The organism is Synechococcus sp. CC9902, from assembly GCF_000012505.1.
In the GTDB taxonomy this organism is placed as follows: Bacteria; Cyanobacteriota; Cyanobacteriia; order PCC-6307; family Cyanobiaceae; genus Parasynechococcus.
This window is the reverse complement of the sequence record NC_007513.1, coordinates 615958-632877: the sequence shown is the minus strand read 5'-3', so window position 1 is coordinate 632877 and position 16920 is coordinate 615958. Positions and strand designations below refer to the sequence as shown.

Annotated in this window: 19 protein-coding genes; 7 read left to right on the top strand and 12 right to left on the bottom strand. The window is 56.4% G+C overall.

All coding sequences use genetic code 11. From position 1 onward, the window contains the following. Positions 1-36 precede the first annotated feature (36 nt). From SYNCC9902_RS03160 to bioA, 6 genes are all read left to right on the top strand, one after another. Complete coding sequence (locus SYNCC9902_RS03160) at positions 37-1182, top strand: aminotransferase class I/II-fold pyridoxal phosphate-dependent enzyme (RefSeq protein WP_011359437.1); 1146 nt, start codon at positions 37-39, stop codon at positions 1180-1182. Then, positions 1179-1868, top strand: coding sequence for an alpha/beta hydrolase (locus tag SYNCC9902_RS03155; protein WP_011359436.1), 690 nt, complete (start codon positions 1179-1181; stop codon positions 1866-1868). The genes SYNCC9902_RS03160 and SYNCC9902_RS03155 overlap by 4 nt, the downstream gene beginning before the upstream one ends. Next, positions 1850-2614: a methyltransferase domain-containing protein gene (locus tag SYNCC9902_RS03150; protein WP_011359435.1), complete on the top strand. Its 765-nt coding sequence runs from the start codon at positions 1850-1852 to the stop codon at positions 2612-2614. Before SYNCC9902_RS03155 ends, SYNCC9902_RS03150 begins: the two co-directional genes overlap by 19 nt. Beyond that, the gene (gene bioD / locus SYNCC9902_RS03145) at positions 2611-3270 is read left to right on the top strand and encodes a dethiobiotin synthase (protein WP_011359434.1); all 660 of its coding nucleotides are present in this window, start codon (positions 2611-2613) and stop codon (positions 3268-3270) included. The genes SYNCC9902_RS03150 and bioD overlap by 4 nt, the downstream gene beginning before the upstream one ends. After that, complete coding sequence (locus SYNCC9902_RS12660; RefSeq protein ID WP_198001748.1) at positions 3267-3422, top strand: hypothetical protein; 156 nt, start codon at positions 3267-3269, stop codon at positions 3420-3422. Before bioD ends, SYNCC9902_RS12660 begins: the two co-directional genes overlap by 4 nt. 130 nt (positions 3423-3552) lie before the next feature. Next, a complete protein-coding gene (gene bioA, locus SYNCC9902_RS03135; protein WP_011359433.1) occupies positions 3553-4827 on the top strand; it encodes an adenosylmethionine--8-amino-7-oxononanoate transaminase in 1275 nt (424 codons plus the stop codon). A 28-nt stretch (positions 4828-4855) separates the two neighbouring features. On the opposite strand, the gene SYNCC9902_RS03130 is transcribed toward bioA, so the two are convergent. Both SYNCC9902_RS03130 and SYNCC9902_RS03125 read right to left on the bottom strand, forming a co-directional pair. Beyond that, positions 4856-5053, bottom strand: a complete 198-nt coding sequence (locus tag SYNCC9902_RS03130) for a DUF3143 domain-containing protein (RefSeq protein WP_011359432.1) — start codon at positions 5051-5053, stop codon at positions 4856-4858. 16 nt (positions 5054-5069) lie between these two features. After that, complete coding sequence (locus SYNCC9902_RS03125; RefSeq protein WP_011359431.1) at positions 5070-5612, bottom strand: J domain-containing protein; 543 nt, start codon at positions 5610-5612, stop codon at positions 5070-5072. 26 nt (positions 5613-5638) lie between these two features. Here SYNCC9902_RS03125 and rsmG point away from each other — a divergent pair, with 26 nt between their 5' ends. Next, on the top strand, positions 5639-6370 hold the full coding sequence (rsmG, locus tag SYNCC9902_RS03120; protein WP_011359430.1) for a 16S rRNA (guanine(527)-N(7))-methyltransferase RsmG: 732 nt from the start codon (positions 5639-5641) through the stop codon (positions 6368-6370). Positions 6371-6377: 7 nt separating this feature from the next. Here rsmG and SYNCC9902_RS03115 read toward each other — a convergent pair whose 3' ends face one another. From SYNCC9902_RS03115 to SYNCC9902_RS03075, 10 genes are all read right to left on the bottom strand, one after another. Then, positions 6378-7580, bottom strand: coding sequence for an aldo/keto reductase (locus tag SYNCC9902_RS03115; RefSeq protein WP_011359429.1), 1203 nt, complete (start codon positions 7578-7580; stop codon positions 6378-6380). Continuing rightward, on the bottom strand, positions 7580-7927 hold the full coding sequence (locus tag SYNCC9902_RS03110; RefSeq protein ID WP_369776183.1) for a ferredoxin: 348 nt from the start codon (positions 7925-7927) through the stop codon (positions 7580-7582). The genes SYNCC9902_RS03115 and SYNCC9902_RS03110 overlap by 1 nt, the downstream gene beginning before the upstream one ends. Before the next feature lie 2 nt (positions 7928-7929). Next, positions 7930-8322 (bottom strand): DUF1257 domain-containing protein, encoded by a 393-nt coding sequence (locus tag SYNCC9902_RS03105; RefSeq protein WP_011359427.1) that lies wholly within the window; start codon positions 8320-8322, stop codon positions 7930-7932. Next, positions 8322-8525: a DUF2997 domain-containing protein gene (locus SYNCC9902_RS03100; protein WP_011359426.1), complete on the bottom strand. Its 204-nt coding sequence runs from the start codon at positions 8523-8525 to the stop codon at positions 8322-8324. Before SYNCC9902_RS03100 ends, SYNCC9902_RS03105 begins: the two co-directional genes overlap by 1 nt. 62 nt (positions 8526-8587) lie before the next feature. Beyond that, positions 8588-9400 carry a HEAT repeat domain-containing protein gene (locus tag SYNCC9902_RS03095; protein ID WP_011359425.1) on the bottom strand — a complete coding sequence of 271 codons (813 nt, stop codon included), beginning with the start codon at positions 9398-9400 and terminating at the stop codon, positions 8588-8590. 39 nt (positions 9401-9439) lie between these two features. Continuing rightward, entirely contained in the window at positions 9440-9589 is a 150-nt protein-coding gene (locus SYNCC9902_RS12365) for a hypothetical protein (RefSeq protein WP_011359424.1), read from the bottom strand. Then, positions 9586-11349 (bottom strand): sodium:solute symporter family protein, encoded by a 1764-nt coding sequence (locus SYNCC9902_RS03090; RefSeq protein WP_011359423.1) that lies wholly within the window; start codon positions 11347-11349, stop codon positions 9586-9588. Before SYNCC9902_RS03090 ends, SYNCC9902_RS12365 begins: the two co-directional genes overlap by 4 nt. A gap of 217 nt (positions 11350-11566) precedes the next feature. Beyond that, the gene (gene rlmN / locus SYNCC9902_RS03085; RefSeq protein ID WP_011359422.1) at positions 11567-12622 is read right to left on the bottom strand and encodes a 23S rRNA (adenine(2503)-C(2))-methyltransferase RlmN; all 1056 of its coding nucleotides are present in this window, start codon (positions 12620-12622) and stop codon (positions 11567-11569) included. Then, positions 12619-12771, bottom strand: coding sequence for a high light inducible protein (locus SYNCC9902_RS03080; RefSeq protein WP_011359421.1), 153 nt, complete (start codon positions 12769-12771; stop codon positions 12619-12621). Before SYNCC9902_RS03080 ends, rlmN begins: the two co-directional genes overlap by 4 nt. Before the next feature lie 33 nt (positions 12772-12804). Next, positions 12805-16899 carry a DNA-directed RNA polymerase subunit beta' gene (locus SYNCC9902_RS03075; RefSeq protein WP_011359420.1) on the bottom strand — a complete coding sequence of 1365 codons (4095 nt, stop codon included), beginning with the start codon at positions 16897-16899 and terminating at the stop codon, positions 12805-12807. Positions 16900-16920 lie beyond the last annotated feature (21 nt).

Below are 16920 nucleotides of genomic sequence, written 5' to 3'. Positions count from 1 at the left end.
CTCAAACCTTGAACCATCCTTATTCAGACTGATGGCATGACCAGCGAGCCAATCAGCTCCGTTGAATCAAGCCGACGCCGGTCGTTGCGCAGCTGGCGGCCGGGGGATCAGCCATGGGAACTCAAGGGCAGCAGCACTGGTCGAAAGAGCCTCCGGGATCTGGCTAGCAACGACTATCTCGGCCTCGCGCGTCATCCAGCGGTCATTGAAGCCGCGGCCCTCGCCCTTGATGTCGATGGCGTTGGCGCAGGTGGGTCGCGCTTGGTCACAGGGACGCGGCCACGGCACACCCACTTGGAGGAGGAACTGGGCGAATGGCTCGGAAGAGACCAGGTGTTGCTCTTCCCCAGTGGCTTCCAGGCCAACCTCGCTGCGGTCGCGGCTCTCGCCGAGCGCCACACCACTGTGCTGGCTGATCGGCTGATTCACTATTCCTTGCTCGTGGGCGTCCGCGCCAGCGGTGCACGGCTACAGCGCTTTGCCCATAACGATCTTGAGGATCTCGATCGCCGGCTTCATCGGCTAGATCGAAACAACACGGCGCCCGTGGTGATCAGCGAAAGCCTGTTCAGCATGGAGGGAACCAGTCCGGATTTGAAGGCCATGGCCGCACTATGCGCGCGACATGGGGCTCAGCTGTTAGTGGATGAGGCCCATGGTTTGGGGGTCTTGGGCCTCGGGGGGCGGGGACTCTGTTGGGGGGTCAATGATCCGGTTCATCTCATCAGCGGAACATTCGGAAAAGCCTTCGGAAGCGGCGGTGCGTTTCTGGCGGGAGATGCGGCCATGGGAGAACGGCTCCTGCAAACCAGCGGTGCCTTTCGTTACACCACCGCTTTGGCTCCACCGTTAGTAGCTGGGGCCCAGGCGGCCCTCGATCTCATCAAGGCGAACCCGCACTGGGGACAAGCATTGATCCAACGGTCAGAGGCCTGGCGAACCGCCCTCGCATTGGCTGGGTGGCAGCGTCCGCTTGGAATCGGACCCGTCTTGCCCCTACTGCTGAACAGTGATCAGGCGGCCCTTGATTACCAGCAACAACTCGAGCAGCACGGACTCCTCAGCATCGCGATTCGACCACCAACGGTTCCAGAAGGAACCTCCCGACTGCGCCTAGTGCTGCGCAAAGACCTACCGGATGACACGTTGGAGCTGCTGCTCGGTGCTCTCGCTGCCGGATGACACAGATCCTCGCGGTGCATGGATGGGCCGGACACGCCGAACAATGGACCTATTGGCGGCGCTTGATGGAGCAACGGCAGTGGCCCATGCAGGTGATGGAACGGGGCTACGGGAACAACACACCAACACGGCCGAGTTGGACCGATAAGGCCGGTCCGCGCGTTGTGATTGCGCATTCCCTCGGGCTGCATTTCCTGCCAGAACCACTCCTTCAAGAAGCAACAGCCTTGGTTTTACTGGGGTGCTTTACGACTTTCGTGCCCGAAGGACGCAACGGTCGTTCAACACAAGCTGGCCTAAAGGGGATGCGGGCAGCCCTTGGATCAGAGGGTGAAGAAGCCATGTTGAAGCGTTTCTTTCAACGGTCTAATCAGCCCCTCTCCCTGAGCGCCTGTCCTCCTTCACCACTGCTCAAGGGCATCTCTTCAGAGGGACGGCAACGCCTCCATGACGACCTGATCTTGCTGGAAACATGTCGGAACTTCCCTCTCGGATGGCCCTCCAAAGCCCGTGTTCTGGTTATTCAGGGAGGGCAAGATGCAGTCGTGCACCCCAACAGCCACCAGCAGCTCCTCGATCAACTCGGCAGCCAAGTGGAGCGGATCCACCGCGGTCCCGATTGGGGACATGCCTTGATCACCACTGAGGTTTTGGCGGTTGTGGAGCGATGGATCGAAAGCCTGTGATCGCCTCAGAAGACGTCCTGAAGCAATTCAGCGACGCTGCCGATCGGTACAACCATGCAGCACGCCTGCAAGAGGGCATGGCCTGGAGACTCGCTGGCCATTGCCGCCAGCTACGGATTCCCAGGGGATTGTGGGTGGATCTGGGAAGTGGAACGGGACGACTGGCCGATGCCTTGGAGGTCACCCACCCAGGGCAGTCCGTTCTGCGCGTGGATGGCAGCGCAGCAATGCTGCAACAACAAAAGCCCAGCGCCACAACGTTGCAGTGGGACCTCAGCCGAGGGTTGCCGCCCTGGCCCAAACAGCCTCAATTGCTGAGCTCCAGCTTTGCCCTGCACTGGTTGCCAAATCCCGTTCAATCGCTGCGAATGTGGATTCAGTCGTTGCAACCGGGCAGCTGGCTCGTGCTCGCGGTGCCCATCGAAGGCAGCTTTCCCCAGTGGCACGCCGCCGCCGTTGCCGCAGGCGAACTCTGCAGTGCGTTGTCATTACCGGTGGGTGACGAATTGACGGCCGCCATTCCACCGGGGATGGTCCAACGGCAACAACTGCTCCAATTCAGCCAAACCGCAGATTCACCAGCTTCATTACTCAAACCAATGATCGAAATCGGTGCTGGATCAACTACCGCAAACCGACTTCCACCGGGGGCTTGGCGTCGAATTTTCAAGGCATGGCCACAGGCCAGCATCACCAACCGGTTTGCATTGTCCTGGAGAATTCAGCTTCTGATCTTGAGCCGATGACGTCCCCATCGCGTCGCATCGTGGTTTGCGGAACCGACACCGATGTCGGTAAGACCGTGGTGAGCGCATGGCTCGTGCAAGGCCTTGAGGCCAGCTATTGGAAACCAATCCAAAGCGGTTTAGACGGCGGCGGAGATCGCGAACGGGTCCGCAACCTGCTTGACCTTCCCCCGCAGCGACTGCTCCCTGAAGCGTTTGCCTTCAGCCAGCCGGTGTCGCCGCATTGGGCCGCCGAGCTCGATCAAAGCCCACTCGTGCCAGAACAATTGACCATCCCACCTTGCGATGGTGCGCTTGTGGTGGAAACGGCAGGGGGCTTAATGGTTCCGCTCACACGGCAGCTCCTACAAATCGACCAGTTGCAACATTGGGGCTTACCCATCGTCCTTGTAGCGCGCAGCGGCCTCGGAACGTTGAACCACACCTTGCTGAGCCTGGAAGCCCTCCGACACCGCAATCTTCCGGTTCTTGGACTGATCCTGAATGGACCGCACCACAGCGACAATCCCACCACCTTGGAAACGTTTGGCGGCATTCCCGTGCTGGCCCAACTCCCCCCGCTTCATCCCCTCAACCGGGATGCACTTCAACAGCAATGGCAGGACCAACGGCTCAGCCCTAAGTTTCAGGAATTGTTGGATCGGACATCGCGTTGAATTCACGTCAAACGCTGGCAACCGTTGCTGTATCAGCGCTGTGTGTCGGAATCCTGGTGTTATTTACGGATATCGAAGTGCAACTCGTCCGCTGGGTGAATTGCGGAGCGATCGCCACGGAGGGTGAGCGCTCGAGTGAGATGTGTCGGTAGCCGAGCTGATGGACCGGATGAAGGAGCCAAGCGACAACAACAATTGAGACAGCCCGAGCTTCTGGGCAAGCCCATGGCAGTGATGGCCAGTCCTTGAGGTTCCAAACTGACAGCACTGCAGTAGGCGGCCATGGTGCTTCAGCGTCACCCCAATCTCTGGCCTCCATTCACTCAAATGGCCAGTGCGGCTGCAGCGCAGCGGGTTACAGCCGGTGATGGTGCCCTGCTGTTGCGCGAAGAGGGGCCCCCATTAATTGACGCGATTAGTAGCTGGTGGGTGACCTTGCATGGCCATGCCAATCCAGTGATGGCTGAGGCGATCGCCGATCAAGCACGACGGCTGGAGCAGGTGATCTTTGCCGATTTCACCCATGAACCCGCCGAGCAATTGGCTGTTCGACTCAGTGGAATCACCGGCCTCCAACGGCTGTTTTTCTCCGACAACGGTTCAACAGCTGTGGAGGTGGCGATCAAAATTGCCTGCCAATGGTGGGCAAACCGAGGTCAGCCACGGCATCAGATCGTTGCCTTCGATGGTGCGTATCACGGAGATACCTTCGGAGCCATGGCCGTTGGCGAGCGCAATTTGTTCAGCGCTCCGTTCGAAGACAAATTGTTTCCCGTCGCCCGAGTGCCCTGGCCCAGCACCTGGTGGAACGACGACGACGTTGACCGAAAGGAAACAGCCGCACTTCAAATCCTCGAAGACACCCTTCAAACCCCAACGGCGGCAGTGATCCTCGAGCCTCTGCTCCAGGGAGCAGGGGGAATGACCATGGTGCGTCCGGAATTTCTTCGGGAGGTTGAACGCCGGACAAAAGCTGCCGGAGCCCTGCTCATTGCCGATGAAGTCCTCACTGGATTTGGACGCTGCGGCGACTGGTTTGCTAGCCGCCGCGCCGGGATTCGTCCGGACCTTATGGCGCTATCCAAGGGACTCACGGGAGGCTGCTTACCGATGGGGGTAACCATGGCCAGTGAAGCGGTGTTCGAAGCCTTCATTGGAGACGACCCCAACCTCACGCTGTGGCATGGCCACAGCTTCACGGCCAATCCCCTGGGCTGTGCTGCCGCCAATGCCAGCCTGACGTTGCTCGAACAAAACCCAACGGCATTCCAAAACTTCGAGGCACGGCACCGGCCGCAGCTTGAAGCTCTTGCCCAACACCCGCGCGTTGAACGACCACGGTTGCTGGGAACCGTCGCTGCATTCGATTTGGTGGTTGGTGGAACCGCTGGCTACCTCAACCCGGCAGGCCCCACGGTTAAACGCATCGCCATGGAGCACGGCGTTTTTCTTCGTCCTCTAGGCCAGGTGGTGTATCTCTTACCGCCGCTCTGCATCACTGATGCCCAACTTGAGCAGTGCTACAAGGCCATCCAAACCGCTCTCGATCAACTCTGATCCATGAAGTCCTGGAGAAGGACACGCACTAAGGACCAGCCTGAATCGCCGCCTCCACGTCAGCGCGTGATAGCCCGTAGGGGAGGGAGCATTGCGTGTCAGTGCTGGTCCCAGATGCCTGCCAAATCACCTTGAGGTCTTCACGGTCCAAGAGAAGAACGGCGCTCCAATCAGGGCGTTCCAATTGCCATCGGCACGGATCATTGTCGATCCGGATGGCGCCCAATTGAAGCAGCCATTGCTCAAGCGCTCGGAGGGAGTGCTGATTCAGTGGTGAACTCTCCGGTGGGAGGGAGGACGACATCGGATCGCACATTGGAGGTTCTCAAAGTCTGCTCATCGGTGAGCCAGGACGGCGACACTTGCCAATCCCGGCCTTGCACAACCGCCACTCCCAATCCCAACAGCAAGCTGAGAAGGAGAGCCAAGCTCAGTAGAACCAAGGAAAACCATTCACCTCCTGACAGCGGACGCCGCTCACCAATCCCGTTCCAAGGGTCAGAGGTGGACTTCTGGACGACGTGAGGCCTCGCAGTAGTTTCGCGGAGCATGGCGTCATAGGCATCGCGACGCCCAGGGTCCGCCAGGAGGGCGTAGGACTCCTTGAGTTGTTGGAACGCAAGGCTGGCCTGAGCTTCAGGCAGCGCCGTAGTGTCGGGATGCAATGCTTTGCTCTTGCGCCGGAATGCCTGGCGCAATGCTTCCGGATCGACTCCTGGGGCCACACCGAGCCGTTGGTAGTGGCTGATGGAGACGTCCGGCACAGACTTGATCTGGTCCTTCATCTTAAGAAAAGTTGCCCACGCAGCCCATGGCCGATGCCACACCGGGAGCTGAATATTGGACGGCACTCGGTTGGCAACCGTCGACGGAGCAAGTGGATCAGCTTGCAACGCTGCAAACCCTGTTGCGGGAATGGAACGAGAAAGTCAACCTCACCCGACTTGTGGAGGGCGATGACTACTGGATCAATCAAGTGTTTGACAGCTTGTGGCCCTTGGCTCATGAGTTAAAAACACCTCATCAACCCAGAACGTGCATTGATGTCGGCACAGGTGGTGGGTTTCCAGGATTAGCGATCGCCATTGCCTTGCCGGGTTCGCACATGACACTGCTGGACTCTGTGGGCCGCAAAACGGCAGCGGTGGAGGCGATGGCCAGCAGGCTTGGCCTCGCCGATCGCGTGGCCGTTCGCACCGAACGCATCGAAACGACCGGCCATGATCGCGCCTGCCGCGGCCAGTTCGACCTCGCCATGGCTCGAGCAGTGGCGGCAGCGCCTGTGGTTGCGGAATACCTCGTGCCCCTTCTGAAACCCAAAGGGGAAGCACTGCTGTTTCGGGGGCAATGGTCCGAGGAGGACACCACAGAATTCAGCTCCGTGATATCACCGCTCAAGGCTCAATTGACTGGCGTACAGACGTGTCAACTGCCGGCCAAGCGCGGCATCCGTCACCTCTTGCGGGTGCAGCCCATTGGTTCGTGTCCATCGTCCTATCCGCGGGCCGTGGGTATTCCTAGCCGTACACCGCTGGGCTCCTGAGGAAGCCTCAAAGACTGGTGAGCCGCTTTTGAGAGTCGCCCGCCAACCGCTGTTTGAGCTGCGCCAAGATCATTGGAATCCTGGTTCGCCAAGGACTAGCCCCGAGCACCGCCTGAAGGGCCGACGCACTGACCTGATCATCAAAGGAATCGGCATTGGATCCAGCAAACCAATGCCCCCCTTGGCCAAGCAGTCGATACCGCGCCGTTGCAAAGCTTTGAAGGTCCCAAGCCTCCAGCAAATTGTGGAGCCAAAGCAAAACGGGCAAGTTGATCTCTCCAGGAGTGTCTTGCCAAGAGGGAAGCCCCACATGCCATGTGGCCATCCATTCCGGACCTAGCGCATCCACAGCCGCCCTCTCCAGGCGTTGATGCACCGGTTCAATCAGATCAACGGCTTGAGGCAAGAGCTCAATCGCCTTGAGATGGCGATCAAAGTCCTGCGGTGAAGCGGCACCAACGCTGATGGTATGCACGCGTTCATCCTGAAGACAAAACAGATCGTTAAACACAATCGGGTGCAGTGGCGCGCAAAGGTCCAACAATTTCTGGGATGGGCTGTGGAGGTGGCCCCCTTTATCCGTAGGACTAATGATGAAAACACCCATGTCTTGACGACGGGCCGCATCCAAAGCGGGGCCATTGTCCTGACGGATGTAATACCAATGCAGATTGATGTAGTCGAAAGCACCGGTGTTACACGCATCCACAATCAACTCGGTGGGTCCATGGGTTGAAAAGCCCACCGAACCAATCCGGCCCTCTGCTTGCCAGCGACGGACCACCTCCATGCAACCGCCAGGACGAAGCGTTTGCTCAAGATGTTCCGGCAAGTTGATTCCGTGAATGGCCAGAAGGTCCAAGCGGTCACAGTCCAGGCGTTCAAAGCTCAGCTCCAGCTCCGCTTCAAAGGCAACGACATCGTCACGGGGAGGAACTTTGCTTTGCAGCAAACGCTTGGCATCGGGTGCTTTGGGCAAGGCCCAACCCAACTGTCGTTCCGAGGTGCCGTAGTGCCGAGCCGTCTCTACATGATGAAATCCTTCAGCGACAGCCCGATTCAATGTGGCTTGCAACTGCGATTGCGATGTTTCTGAGATCTCCTCTGCCGGAAGATCGCTCCAACTCTGCTGGAACCGCATGGCCCCAAGCGATAACAGGGGAATATCCAGCTCTGTCCGCCCAAAGCGTCGCGTTGGAAGCGAAGCCATCAGCCCTGGGGACGTGCTTGGAGGTTTTGTCGCATTAAATCTCGTTTCAACGCTTCGAGGGATTCGAACGGAACCCAATGAATGCAATCAACGGGACAAGTGTCGATTGCCTCTTGAATTCGCTCGGTGCTATCTCCATCCTGACGAATAGCTCTGGAACGACCGAGATGGGGCTCCACCACAAACGTATTTGTGGCGACATGGGCGCAGTAACGACAACCAATACAAACCGCCTCGTCGACCCAAACGGCTTGATCCCTCAGATCACCACCAAGCAATGGTTCCCGTCCAGTCGACTGAACAGGATGGGTTGCTGGAGCAGAAAAAGCGAGGGATGGATCAGCCAGGATTAAGCGTCCCAGCGAGTAACCACGAGTTCGATTGAGCCATCCTGCGCTTGGGTTTGTTCAGCAACCTGAAACCCTTCATTCGCAGTGGCTGCCAATACGGTATTCAGGGCATAGCGCTGGGTGAGCTTTGCCAAAAACCGTTCAATCGGGATTTGTTGCTTCCAGAGATCTAAATCAGTGACCAATTCGTAGGCACCAGATTGAGCGTTCCAGCGGAAGCCAAGATCGCCGCCCACTTGCATCGTGACGGCCAAATCAGCCGTCACTGTTTGCCCTTGATAACCACGTACAGGCCGCTCGCCCTGTTCTGGGGGATAACCCATGTCTTTCAGAGCCTGGACCAAAGGATCGAGCTGGCGCAGTTCTGTTTTGACGGTGCTGAAATGCGACATCAGTTTAATTGCGCAGGAAGGGACTGGGATTGGGTATTCGGCTGCTGGAATGATTCAGCAGTGGGTTCTTGGCGTTCAACGGTTCCAAGCGCAGCTTCCAAGCGTTCGGTGAGCTGCTGGCACGCAGAGCCGGTTACCCCTTCGACTCTTTCTTCCACGCGACCGTCAGGTCGGATGGTGAAACGAACCGTGCGTTGGGGCATTCGACCTACGTGAGATGTGGCGCAATCTAATGGTGGTCTTGAGAAGTCGTTGGTCTCGACCGCTAGATCAGAAATCCATCGTTCATCAAGGTCTGGAGGCGCTCTAAAACCATGGGGTCTTCCAGCTGCTCAAGGGCGGTTCGAGCCTCGTCCTGTACGGAACTTTCACCGTCGTACAACAACGACTCCACCAGCACTTCAACGATCTCCTGCTGACGAGGCTCAACCAAATGATCCATCAAACGGCCCAAAGCCCAAATGCAATTACTACGAACCACCGGTTCACTATCGATTTGAAGGCTGGCCACTAATTGACTCGCCGCCGGATCCGCTTTTGCAGGCGAACGGCTACCCGACTCAGCCAAGGATCCAGGGCACCACAGCCGAACCGCAGCAACATCGGTTTGCAGGGCATGAATCAGGGGATTCAGAATCGGCGCATCGGGATAATTCCCCAAGCTCCAAGCTGCTGCTTTGCGGACGTAGGCATTGCTATCCACCTGCAAAAGGCGTAGCAGCGATTCCACCGCCGGCGGCGACGGATTACGACCTAGGGCATACACCGCACTCATCCGCTCCACTGGGCAAGGGCGTTGCAGAAGGGGAAGCAACAGGGGAAGCGCCCTGGGATCGCGATGTTCACAGAACACTTGCAGCCCTTGCAGGCGCTGGTCGTGGTTGCCACGGAGGGCGAGCAGGCCCTGATCGCAGGCCAAAGCAATCGATGGCGAAGCATCATCAACTGCTACGTCGGGCTCAAACGCATCGAGCGGATCAAGGCTTTCTTCAGCAGCCAGCTCGCGCGCCAATAGATCTGGATCCAACGACAGGCTGGCGGGGCCTCGATCCCGTTGTTGGCTTCGATCGTCCGTCATAGGTCGATGCTACGGGACCCGGTCAAATGCCTTGAGTGCTTAACCCACTGGAGCAGGCGCCAGCATGTCGCCAGGCAACCAGATCCTTGCGCTAACAGCGAACAACGCCAAGGCGAACAACAACACAATCAGCGCTGGGAGAACCGTGGAACGAAAAAAAGACAAGGGACAGCCAAGCTCGTTATTCATTCTGATGATGATTGGACGGCGAGCGCTGGCCGACGCAAGACCAGAAATGACACCACAAGCACGCTGAGGCCACACCAGCCGGTGATGTGTTGATGCAGCAGGAATCCGCCGGTGCCCAACAATCCCCCGAATAACAGCCCACAAGCCCATACAAAACGCTGAAGCATCACTGGGAAGCTTTCAATCGGGGTGACCTCAAAACGGCGACGCAGGTGGGCCCAACCAGGACCCGGCGGTCGCACCTGGCGCACAAATCGCTCAAGTACAGCCTCAGATTCCGGAGGAGTACACAACATCACGGTGAGCCATACGGCAGCGGAAACCCCTGTGATCACGGCCAGGCGCACGCCGTAATCATCGATGCGCACCAAAGGGGTGATCGAGGTGAGCACGCCAACGAGAAAGCCGCAGAGCATCGCGGACAACTCAGCAGCAGCATTGACCCTCCACCAAAACCAGCGCAACACCAACACCACCCCTGGACCGGAGCCAATGGCAATCACGAGTCGGAACACCGACCCGATGCTGTTGCTCACTAAGGCCGTCATCACGCCAAGCACGAGCAGCAATACCGTGGTGGCCTGTCCAACCAAAAGCAATTCCCGTGGGCCTGCTTGGGGCCGAATGAAACGTTCGTAGAGATCGTGGGTGAGGTAACTGGCGCCCCAGTTCACCGACGTGCTCACGGTGCTCATAAAAGCGGCAACGAGGGACACCACCACCAGCCCAAGCGCCACAGGAGGCAAGAGATCAACCGCCAACTTTGGATAACCAAGCTCTAAATCCGCCTGGGCAGGTAATAAAACGAGGGCAGCCAAAGCCACCACCACCCAGAGCCAGCTGCGAATCAAGTAGTTCACAACCAGAAAAACCCAGCCAGCTAGCCGTGCCTGCTGTTCGTCACGGGTGGCCAGCATGCGTTGGATGAATTCACCGCCGCCATCACTGCGACGAAAACTCCACCACTGCACAGCGATGTAAGCGGTGAACATCGGCACACTGATCCCTGCTCCATCGAGCCAGGTGAAGCCCTTCTCGTCCCAAGTCCAAGGAACCAACGACAACAATTCAGGTCGATTCAGGGCTTGAAGTTGATCGAGCAGTGATGCCATACCGCCCGTTGCATGCAAAGCAGCGACAGCAACCGCCAAGGCACCCAGCAAGGCGAGCACGAGCTGCACCAAATCAGTCATCACCACCGCCCACAGCCCACCAACCACCGTGTAGCTGACCACCAACAAGGCAACAATTGCGAGCAGCCACACGGTGTCGGACAGCCCCAGAAAGCTCGGCTCACCGCGCACGATCCCCAACGCTTCCACCACCTTTCGCAGCGCCAGAAACGCGTAACCGATCCCAATGCAGTTCACGGGCAACGCCAAAAGAAAGGCCTTGATCCCGCGAAGCCAGGCAGCAGCAGCACCGCCATAGCGCAATTCAGTGAAGGCCGCATCGGTTAACACTCCGCTCCGGCGCCAAAGCGGCGCAAACACCACCGCCATCGCAACGTGGGCCAGGCCAAAGCTCCACCATTCCCAGTTGCCCGCCAAGCCACGACTACCAACGAGTCCTGCGATGTACAGCGGGGTATCAATCGAAAAGGTTGTCGCCGCCATGGATGCGCCGGCCAACCAGCCGTTCAGACGCCGGCCTGCGACGAAGTAATCCTCTTGACCACGATTGCGGCGGGCAAGCCATAGGCCCAACAGAAATGTCAGCAGTAGGTACAGGCCAAGAAGAAGCCAGTCGACTGCAGCCATTCACCCTGTCCACCAATGCCTCAAGTCTTGAACAAGGAGGGAACGATCAGGGCAGAAGAGACCTAAGAGCATGCAGATCGACATGAAATCATCACACCACCAAACAACATCAAACACCGCAAAGATCATCAACAAATACAGTTGATAAAAATTAAAAATCCAGGAAATATTTTAACAAAAAACGAATAATTAACGCCTCAAAATACCTCACGGATGCTTAAGTTAGATCAGATCCAGTCAGATGTTGCCGACGCAATTGACCACAGGCAGCATTTTGATCCAAACCGCGGCTTGCCCGAAGACTGACGGCAACGCCACGGCGTTCTAAAACACGACGGAAAGCCTCAATTCTCTGGGAGGTTGGGCGTTTAAATTCTTCCTCTTCAATCGGGTTATAGGCAATTAGATTGACGTGGCTTTGGAAGCCACCCACTCGATCAGCCAATTCAGCAGCGTGCTCGGGATGATCATTTAACTCACCAAGCAGAATATATTCAAAGCTGACACGACGACCTGTTAGATCTAAATAGTGTCGACAATCGTCCAGCAAATCGTCATAGGGATACGCATGAGCTGTAGGAATCAACTCTTCCCTTAACTGCTGGTTGGGGGCATGCAAACTCACCGCAAGGGTGAATTGAGCTCGCCCCAGTTTCTCCATCGCCAACTCTGCTAACTGGGGCAGTGTTTTGGGCACACCAACGGTGCTCACGGTGATGCGCCGCTGCCCAATGCCAAGGTCTGTATTCAAACAACGAATGGTCTCCAACACCGCTTCGCTATTGAGCAAGGGCTCTCCCATCCCCATAAAAACAACGTGGGACGGACGACGATCCATCGCCTCACGCACACTCAGAACCTGATCGACAATTTCATGGGTTGCCAACGATCGCTGCAAGCCACTTTTGCCAGTCGCGCAAAAACGACAGGCCATCGGACACCCCACTTGGCTCGAGATGCAGACCGTGAGTCGTTGGTCCGTTGGAATACCGACCGTTTCAATGGTTTCGCCGTCGTCTGTGGCCAACAACAACTTTGTTGTGGCATCGGCTGCAACCGATTGATGCACAAGCTTCAAACGGCCAACCCGGAAGGTTTGAGCCTCAAGCTCAGTGCGCCATTGCTTTGGAAGAGCGGAGATCTCTGAAAGAGATTTGACGCCTTTGTTGTACAGCCAATCGTGGATTTGGCGTCCTCGAAAGGACTTATGCCCCTGAGCAACCGCCCAGTCTTCTAACTCGGCCGCACTGCGACCGAGCAAGACATTCTTCACCAATTCAACAACCCATGACCGAGCTTGAATTCCACAATCAACAGGGCAATGAAACCAAGCATGGCCATGCGCCCATTCAACTTCTCGGTATGGCCATGGAAGCCATAACGGGGTAAGCGACGTTGGGGGATTTCGGTGGGTTCAATCATGGATCAATCAATAACGAGCGCAAAGGTGAACGGTCAATCGTCAGAGAGCAAGCCCTCTTCTTGAAGACCTTCAACAGCCTCGGCATCAACAACTTGCTCTTCCTTGAGCTCGTTATCAACATCCGGCCGTGTAAATGCAGCATTCGTGCTGGCGGAAGGATCGATGTTGTGGCGGGTCCGTGTGGCCTCTAGATCAGCATCACTGGGATCAGCGAGCAAGGCACTCGAGCTGGCCGCGGGGGGCATATCCACGGTGTAGTCCGGACGCAGATTTTGCATCCGGCGGTATCCCGCAGGGTCCTCCGAAAGGATGTCGGGGTGTGGACCAGCTTCCTTCTGGAGCTCCTCTTCGAAGCCACTGAAACCGGTGCCAGCAGGGATCAGGCGACCAATGATCACGTTCTCCTTGAGACCACGGAGCCAATCACTCTTCCCTTCAATCGCAGCTTCAGTGAGAACGCGAGTTGTTTCCTGGAAGGACGCCGCAGAGATAAAGCTATCTGTGTTGAGGGACGCCTTGGTAATACCCAGCAAAACCGGAGTGAACTCAGACGGAGCACCACCCGTAATAGCCATCGCTTGGTTGGTGTCTTCGACCTGCCTTAGCTCGATCAACTCTCCAGGGAGAAGGGTCGTGTCGCCAGCGTCTTCAACCCGAACCTTGCTGGTCATTTGACGCACAATCACTTCGATGTGCTTGTCGTCAATCGAGACACCCTGAGACTTGTAGACGTTCTGAACTTCAGTGACAAGCCGGTGCTGCAGATTCGCAATCGCTTCTTGAGCAGCATCCATCAAAGGCTTGCGGCTACGGAAGTCTTCGAAGAAGCATTCCAGAAGCTCGTGGGGATTGATCGGACCGTCTGTAAGTAATTCCCCAGCCGTCACCTGCTGGCCATCGTTGACCATCACATTGCGGCCCAAAAGGATCGGGTATTCCCCGATCGCATCGTCGGACTCGATCACATTGACGGAAAGGGAATCGTCATCTTCCCCTTGCTTAATTTCAACCGTTCCAGGCTTCCTGCAAAGAATGGCTGAATCCCGAGGACGACGGGCTTCCAGCAGCTCCTCAATCCGAGGAAGACCCTGGACAATGTCTCCGGTCTTCTGGCGTTCGAACACCAAGAGAGCCAAGCCGTCGCCCCGTTGAACTAAGTCACCATCGCGAACGTGGAGCAGGGAGTCGGGAGACACCATGTACGGACGACCAAGGCGAAGCGTGACGCTGCTGCCATCAACAGCTTCGACTTCACCGCAACAATCCGAAGGTTGTCCGCTCGCTAATAAATCACCATCGACAACACGATCACCCACCGCTACGGACGGTTTGCCTGACGTGGAAATGGTGGTGGTGTCTTCAGGACGCTCAACAATTAAGCGACGAACAGGCTCAGCCTCCGTGGCTTCAGGCAGCTGAACAACACCTTCCTGCTTACACAGAATCTGAGTTGTAGCAACAACATCGCCAGCCTTCACAGAGATCCCATCTTCCACTTGAAGATCGGTGTGGGTCGAGCCATGGCTGGAGTCCGACATGGTGTCGCGACGAACCAAGATCGATTCGAGAATGACCAAACGCAGACGAGAGATTGTCTTGGCTCGCTTGTCGGGTGCCCTTTCCACATCCACCGTCATTTGTGGAGTGGTGTCGAAGGTTTCCAGCAGTAGTTGGGTCTTCAGCAGTTCAACACCCTCAACCGACTTGATCAGTTCGTTGTCTTTAAAAGCCAAACGCTGAGTGGCTTTGATTCCCAAATGAGGCCCATTCGCCTGCTTCAAGTGGGATAGCTCAGGAAGCTGAGCTTCATTGGGGATGGTGTATTCCTCAACTGGACGGAGCAGGAGCCCCTTGCCCTCGGGAGTTTCAACTGTCTGGACAAATTTCATCGTGTCGACAGACACCCCCTTAGCGACGTCATCGCCGGGGTTGACCATTTGTCCGTCGCCTTCAAAGCGTTCGAGCGCTTTGTTATCACTGATCAGGCGAAGATCTCCACCACGAACAATAATTTCACGAAGAATATCGTTCTTTTGGGTAACAGTAACAACACCTGCCGTCTGGCTAAAGATATCTTTAACAACCTCAGTACCAGCCTCAATCCACTGCCCATCAGTAATCATCAACAACGAAATATCTTTGTTGATTTCGTGGGTTTCCTGCGGGACCCACAGCAAGGTGCCACCTTTATTGACTTCGTAACCATTTTTGGCAGAACGTGCTTTTTTAATCGCCAAACCGGGTGCAAACTTGACGAGACCGCCCGTACCAGTTCGGAAGCGATCGTCAGCCAGTTCGGCGATCACTTCACCGTTACCAATCTTGCTGCCAGGGATGGTATTTAAGCGATAACGGGTGCCATCCTTCGCCTCAAGATTCCAAAGTTCACCGGAATGATTGGATTCTTCCAGCAATTTGAAATCTTTGAGGGTCATCGCCGTGGTGACGATTTGGACCTCTCGAGAATCACCAATGGAATCGCGTAGACGAACATCGCCACCGAATTCGCTGCGTTGGCTGGCTTCGGCAAGAACTTGACCTTCCGTCACCGTGGACTTGCCGTCCACAACAGGCAGGGCGTTGGGGGGGAGGTTATAAACATCACCGGCGAGAACCCACATCCGACCAAGACGCTGAGCCTTGAGAGTGATGTTTCCCTGACGGTCAGTGACTTCTCTTGGCTGAATTTTGTCTTCGTAATGAACCTGACCAGCCAAATCGCAGATCACATCCTTCGTTGCTTTTTCAACGCTCTTCTGCACAGCACCCGCTGCAATCTGCACAACGGTGACATCAGATTCGATGGCCTGACCGTTATCGACGAACAGCAAAGAGCCAAGCGTGATATCAATTTTCTGAGGGCGCCCCTTGCCGGATGGCTTAATTGTGAGCGTGAAATCCACCTCTGCCTGTTGGGCCTCAACTCCATGAGGAGTTCGGTACGGACGAACCCGCGCTTTGCTACCGAATTCAACATCGCCGGCAACTTTGGATCGCACAACACCACTTTCCGCGGTGGACACACCACCGGTGTGGAACGTCCGCATCGTGAGCTGGGTTCCTGGCTCACCAATGGACTGGGCCGCGATGATGCCAACGGCTTCGCCTAAATCAACCAATTCGTTGTGAGCCAGAGCCCAGCCATAACACTTACGGCAAACTGAGCGGTTCGCTTCACACGTAAGGGGAGAACGGATGCTGACAGCTGTAATGCCTGCCTTCTCAATTTTTGAAGAGAGGGCAGGGTCGATCTCGGTATCACGCTCAGCCAGCACCTCACCCTCAGCACTCACCACCTGCGCAGCCGTTAAACGGCCAACCAAACGTTTGGCAAATTTGCTGTCTTCTGCTTCGACAACAATGTGGCGCATCGTTCCGCAATCGTCCTCTCGAACAATCACGTCTTGCGCAACGTCTACCAAACGACGGGTGAGATAACCCGAGTCGGCCGTGCGCAGAGCCGTATCAACAAGTCCCTTCCGCGCTCCATAAGAGGAGATCACGTATTCAGTAACCGTTAATCCTTCTCGGAAGTTGGTACGAATCGGCAGGTCAATGATTTCACCCTGTGGGTTGGCCATCAAGCCACGCATACCCACCAACTGACGCACCTGGGACATATTTCCCCGGGCCCCAGAGTTGGCCATCATCCACACCGAGTTCAGCGGTGCGTTCTCATCAAAATTCTTTTTGACGGCATCAACCAGACGCTCATTCGTTTCTGTCCAGGTATCGATCACCTTGGTGTGGCGTTCCACCTCAGTAATTTCGCCAAGCCTGTAACGCTCTTCCGTTGCGGTGATCTGCTCTTCTGCCTGACCAAGCAGATCTTTTTTCGCCGCGGGAACTTTTAAATCGTCAACTGAAATTGAAACAGCCGCTTGGGTTGCATATTTGAACCCTAGATCTTTCAAATCATCCGCCATCGAAGACGTCACAGCTGTGCCGTGATGCTTAAACGACCAAGCCACAAGGTTTTTTAAAGCCTTTTTATCAATAATGTGATTTCGAAATGGTGGTGGTGTTTTCGAAAGAGGCTTTGAAATCTTTTCCAGAGCAGCTTTAGCTGCTTTGGCCGCCTTGGCAGCTTTGGCTTTCGAGGGCTTACGGGGCTTGGAAGTGGTCATGACTGCGCGCGGATCAGGTGG

Coding starts and splice junctions, on each gene's coding strand:
- SYNCC9902_RS03160 (WP_011359437.1), top strand. CDS start 37: ATGACCAGCGAGCCAATCAGCTCCGTTGAATCAAGCCGACGCCGGTCG.
- SYNCC9902_RS03155 (WP_011359436.1), top strand. CDS start 1,179: ATGACACAGATCCTCGCGGTGCATGGATGGGCCGGACACGCCGAACAA.
- SYNCC9902_RS03150 (WP_011359435.1), top strand. CDS start 1,850: ATGGATCGAAAGCCTGTGATCGCCTCAGAAGACGTCCTGAAGCAATTC.
- bioD (WP_011359434.1), top strand. CDS start 2,611: ATGACGTCCCCATCGCGTCGCATCGTGGTTTGCGGAACCGACACCGAT.
- bioA (WP_011359433.1), top strand. CDS start 3,553: ATGGTGCTTCAGCGTCACCCCAATCTCTGGCCTCCATTCACTCAAATG.
- SYNCC9902_RS03125 (WP_011359431.1), bottom strand. CDS start 5,612: ATGAAGGACCAGATCAAGTCTGTGCCGGACGTCTCCATCAGCCACTAC.
- rsmG (WP_011359430.1), top strand. CDS start 5,639: ATGGCCGATGCCACACCGGGAGCTGAATATTGGACGGCACTCGGTTGG.
- SYNCC9902_RS03115 (WP_011359429.1), bottom strand. CDS start 7,580: ATGGCTTCGCTTCCAACGCGACGCTTTGGGCGGACAGAGCTGGATATT.
- SYNCC9902_RS03105 (WP_011359427.1), bottom strand. CDS start 8,322: ATGTCGCATTTCAGCACCGTCAAAACAGAACTGCGCCAGCTCGATCCT.
- SYNCC9902_RS03100 (WP_011359426.1), bottom strand. CDS start 8,525: ATGCCCCAACGCACGGTTCGTTTCACCATCCGACCTGACGGTCGCGTG.
- SYNCC9902_RS03095 (WP_011359425.1), bottom strand. CDS start 9,400: ATGACGGACGATCGAAGCCAACAACGGGATCGAGGCCCCGCCAGCCTG.
- SYNCC9902_RS12365 (WP_011359424.1), bottom strand. CDS start 9,589: ATGAATAACGAGCTTGGCTGTCCCTTGTCTTTTTTTCGTTCCACGGTT.
- SYNCC9902_RS03090 (WP_011359423.1), bottom strand. CDS start 11,349: ATGGCTGCAGTCGACTGGCTTCTTCTTGGCCTGTACCTACTGCTGACA.
- SYNCC9902_RS03080 (WP_011359421.1), bottom strand. CDS start 12,771: ATGATTGAACCCACCGAAATCCCCCAACGTCGCTTACCCCGTTATGGC.
- SYNCC9902_RS03075 (WP_011359420.1), bottom strand. CDS start 16,899: ATGACCACTTCCAAGCCCCGTAAGCCCTCGAAAGCCAAAGCTGCCAAG.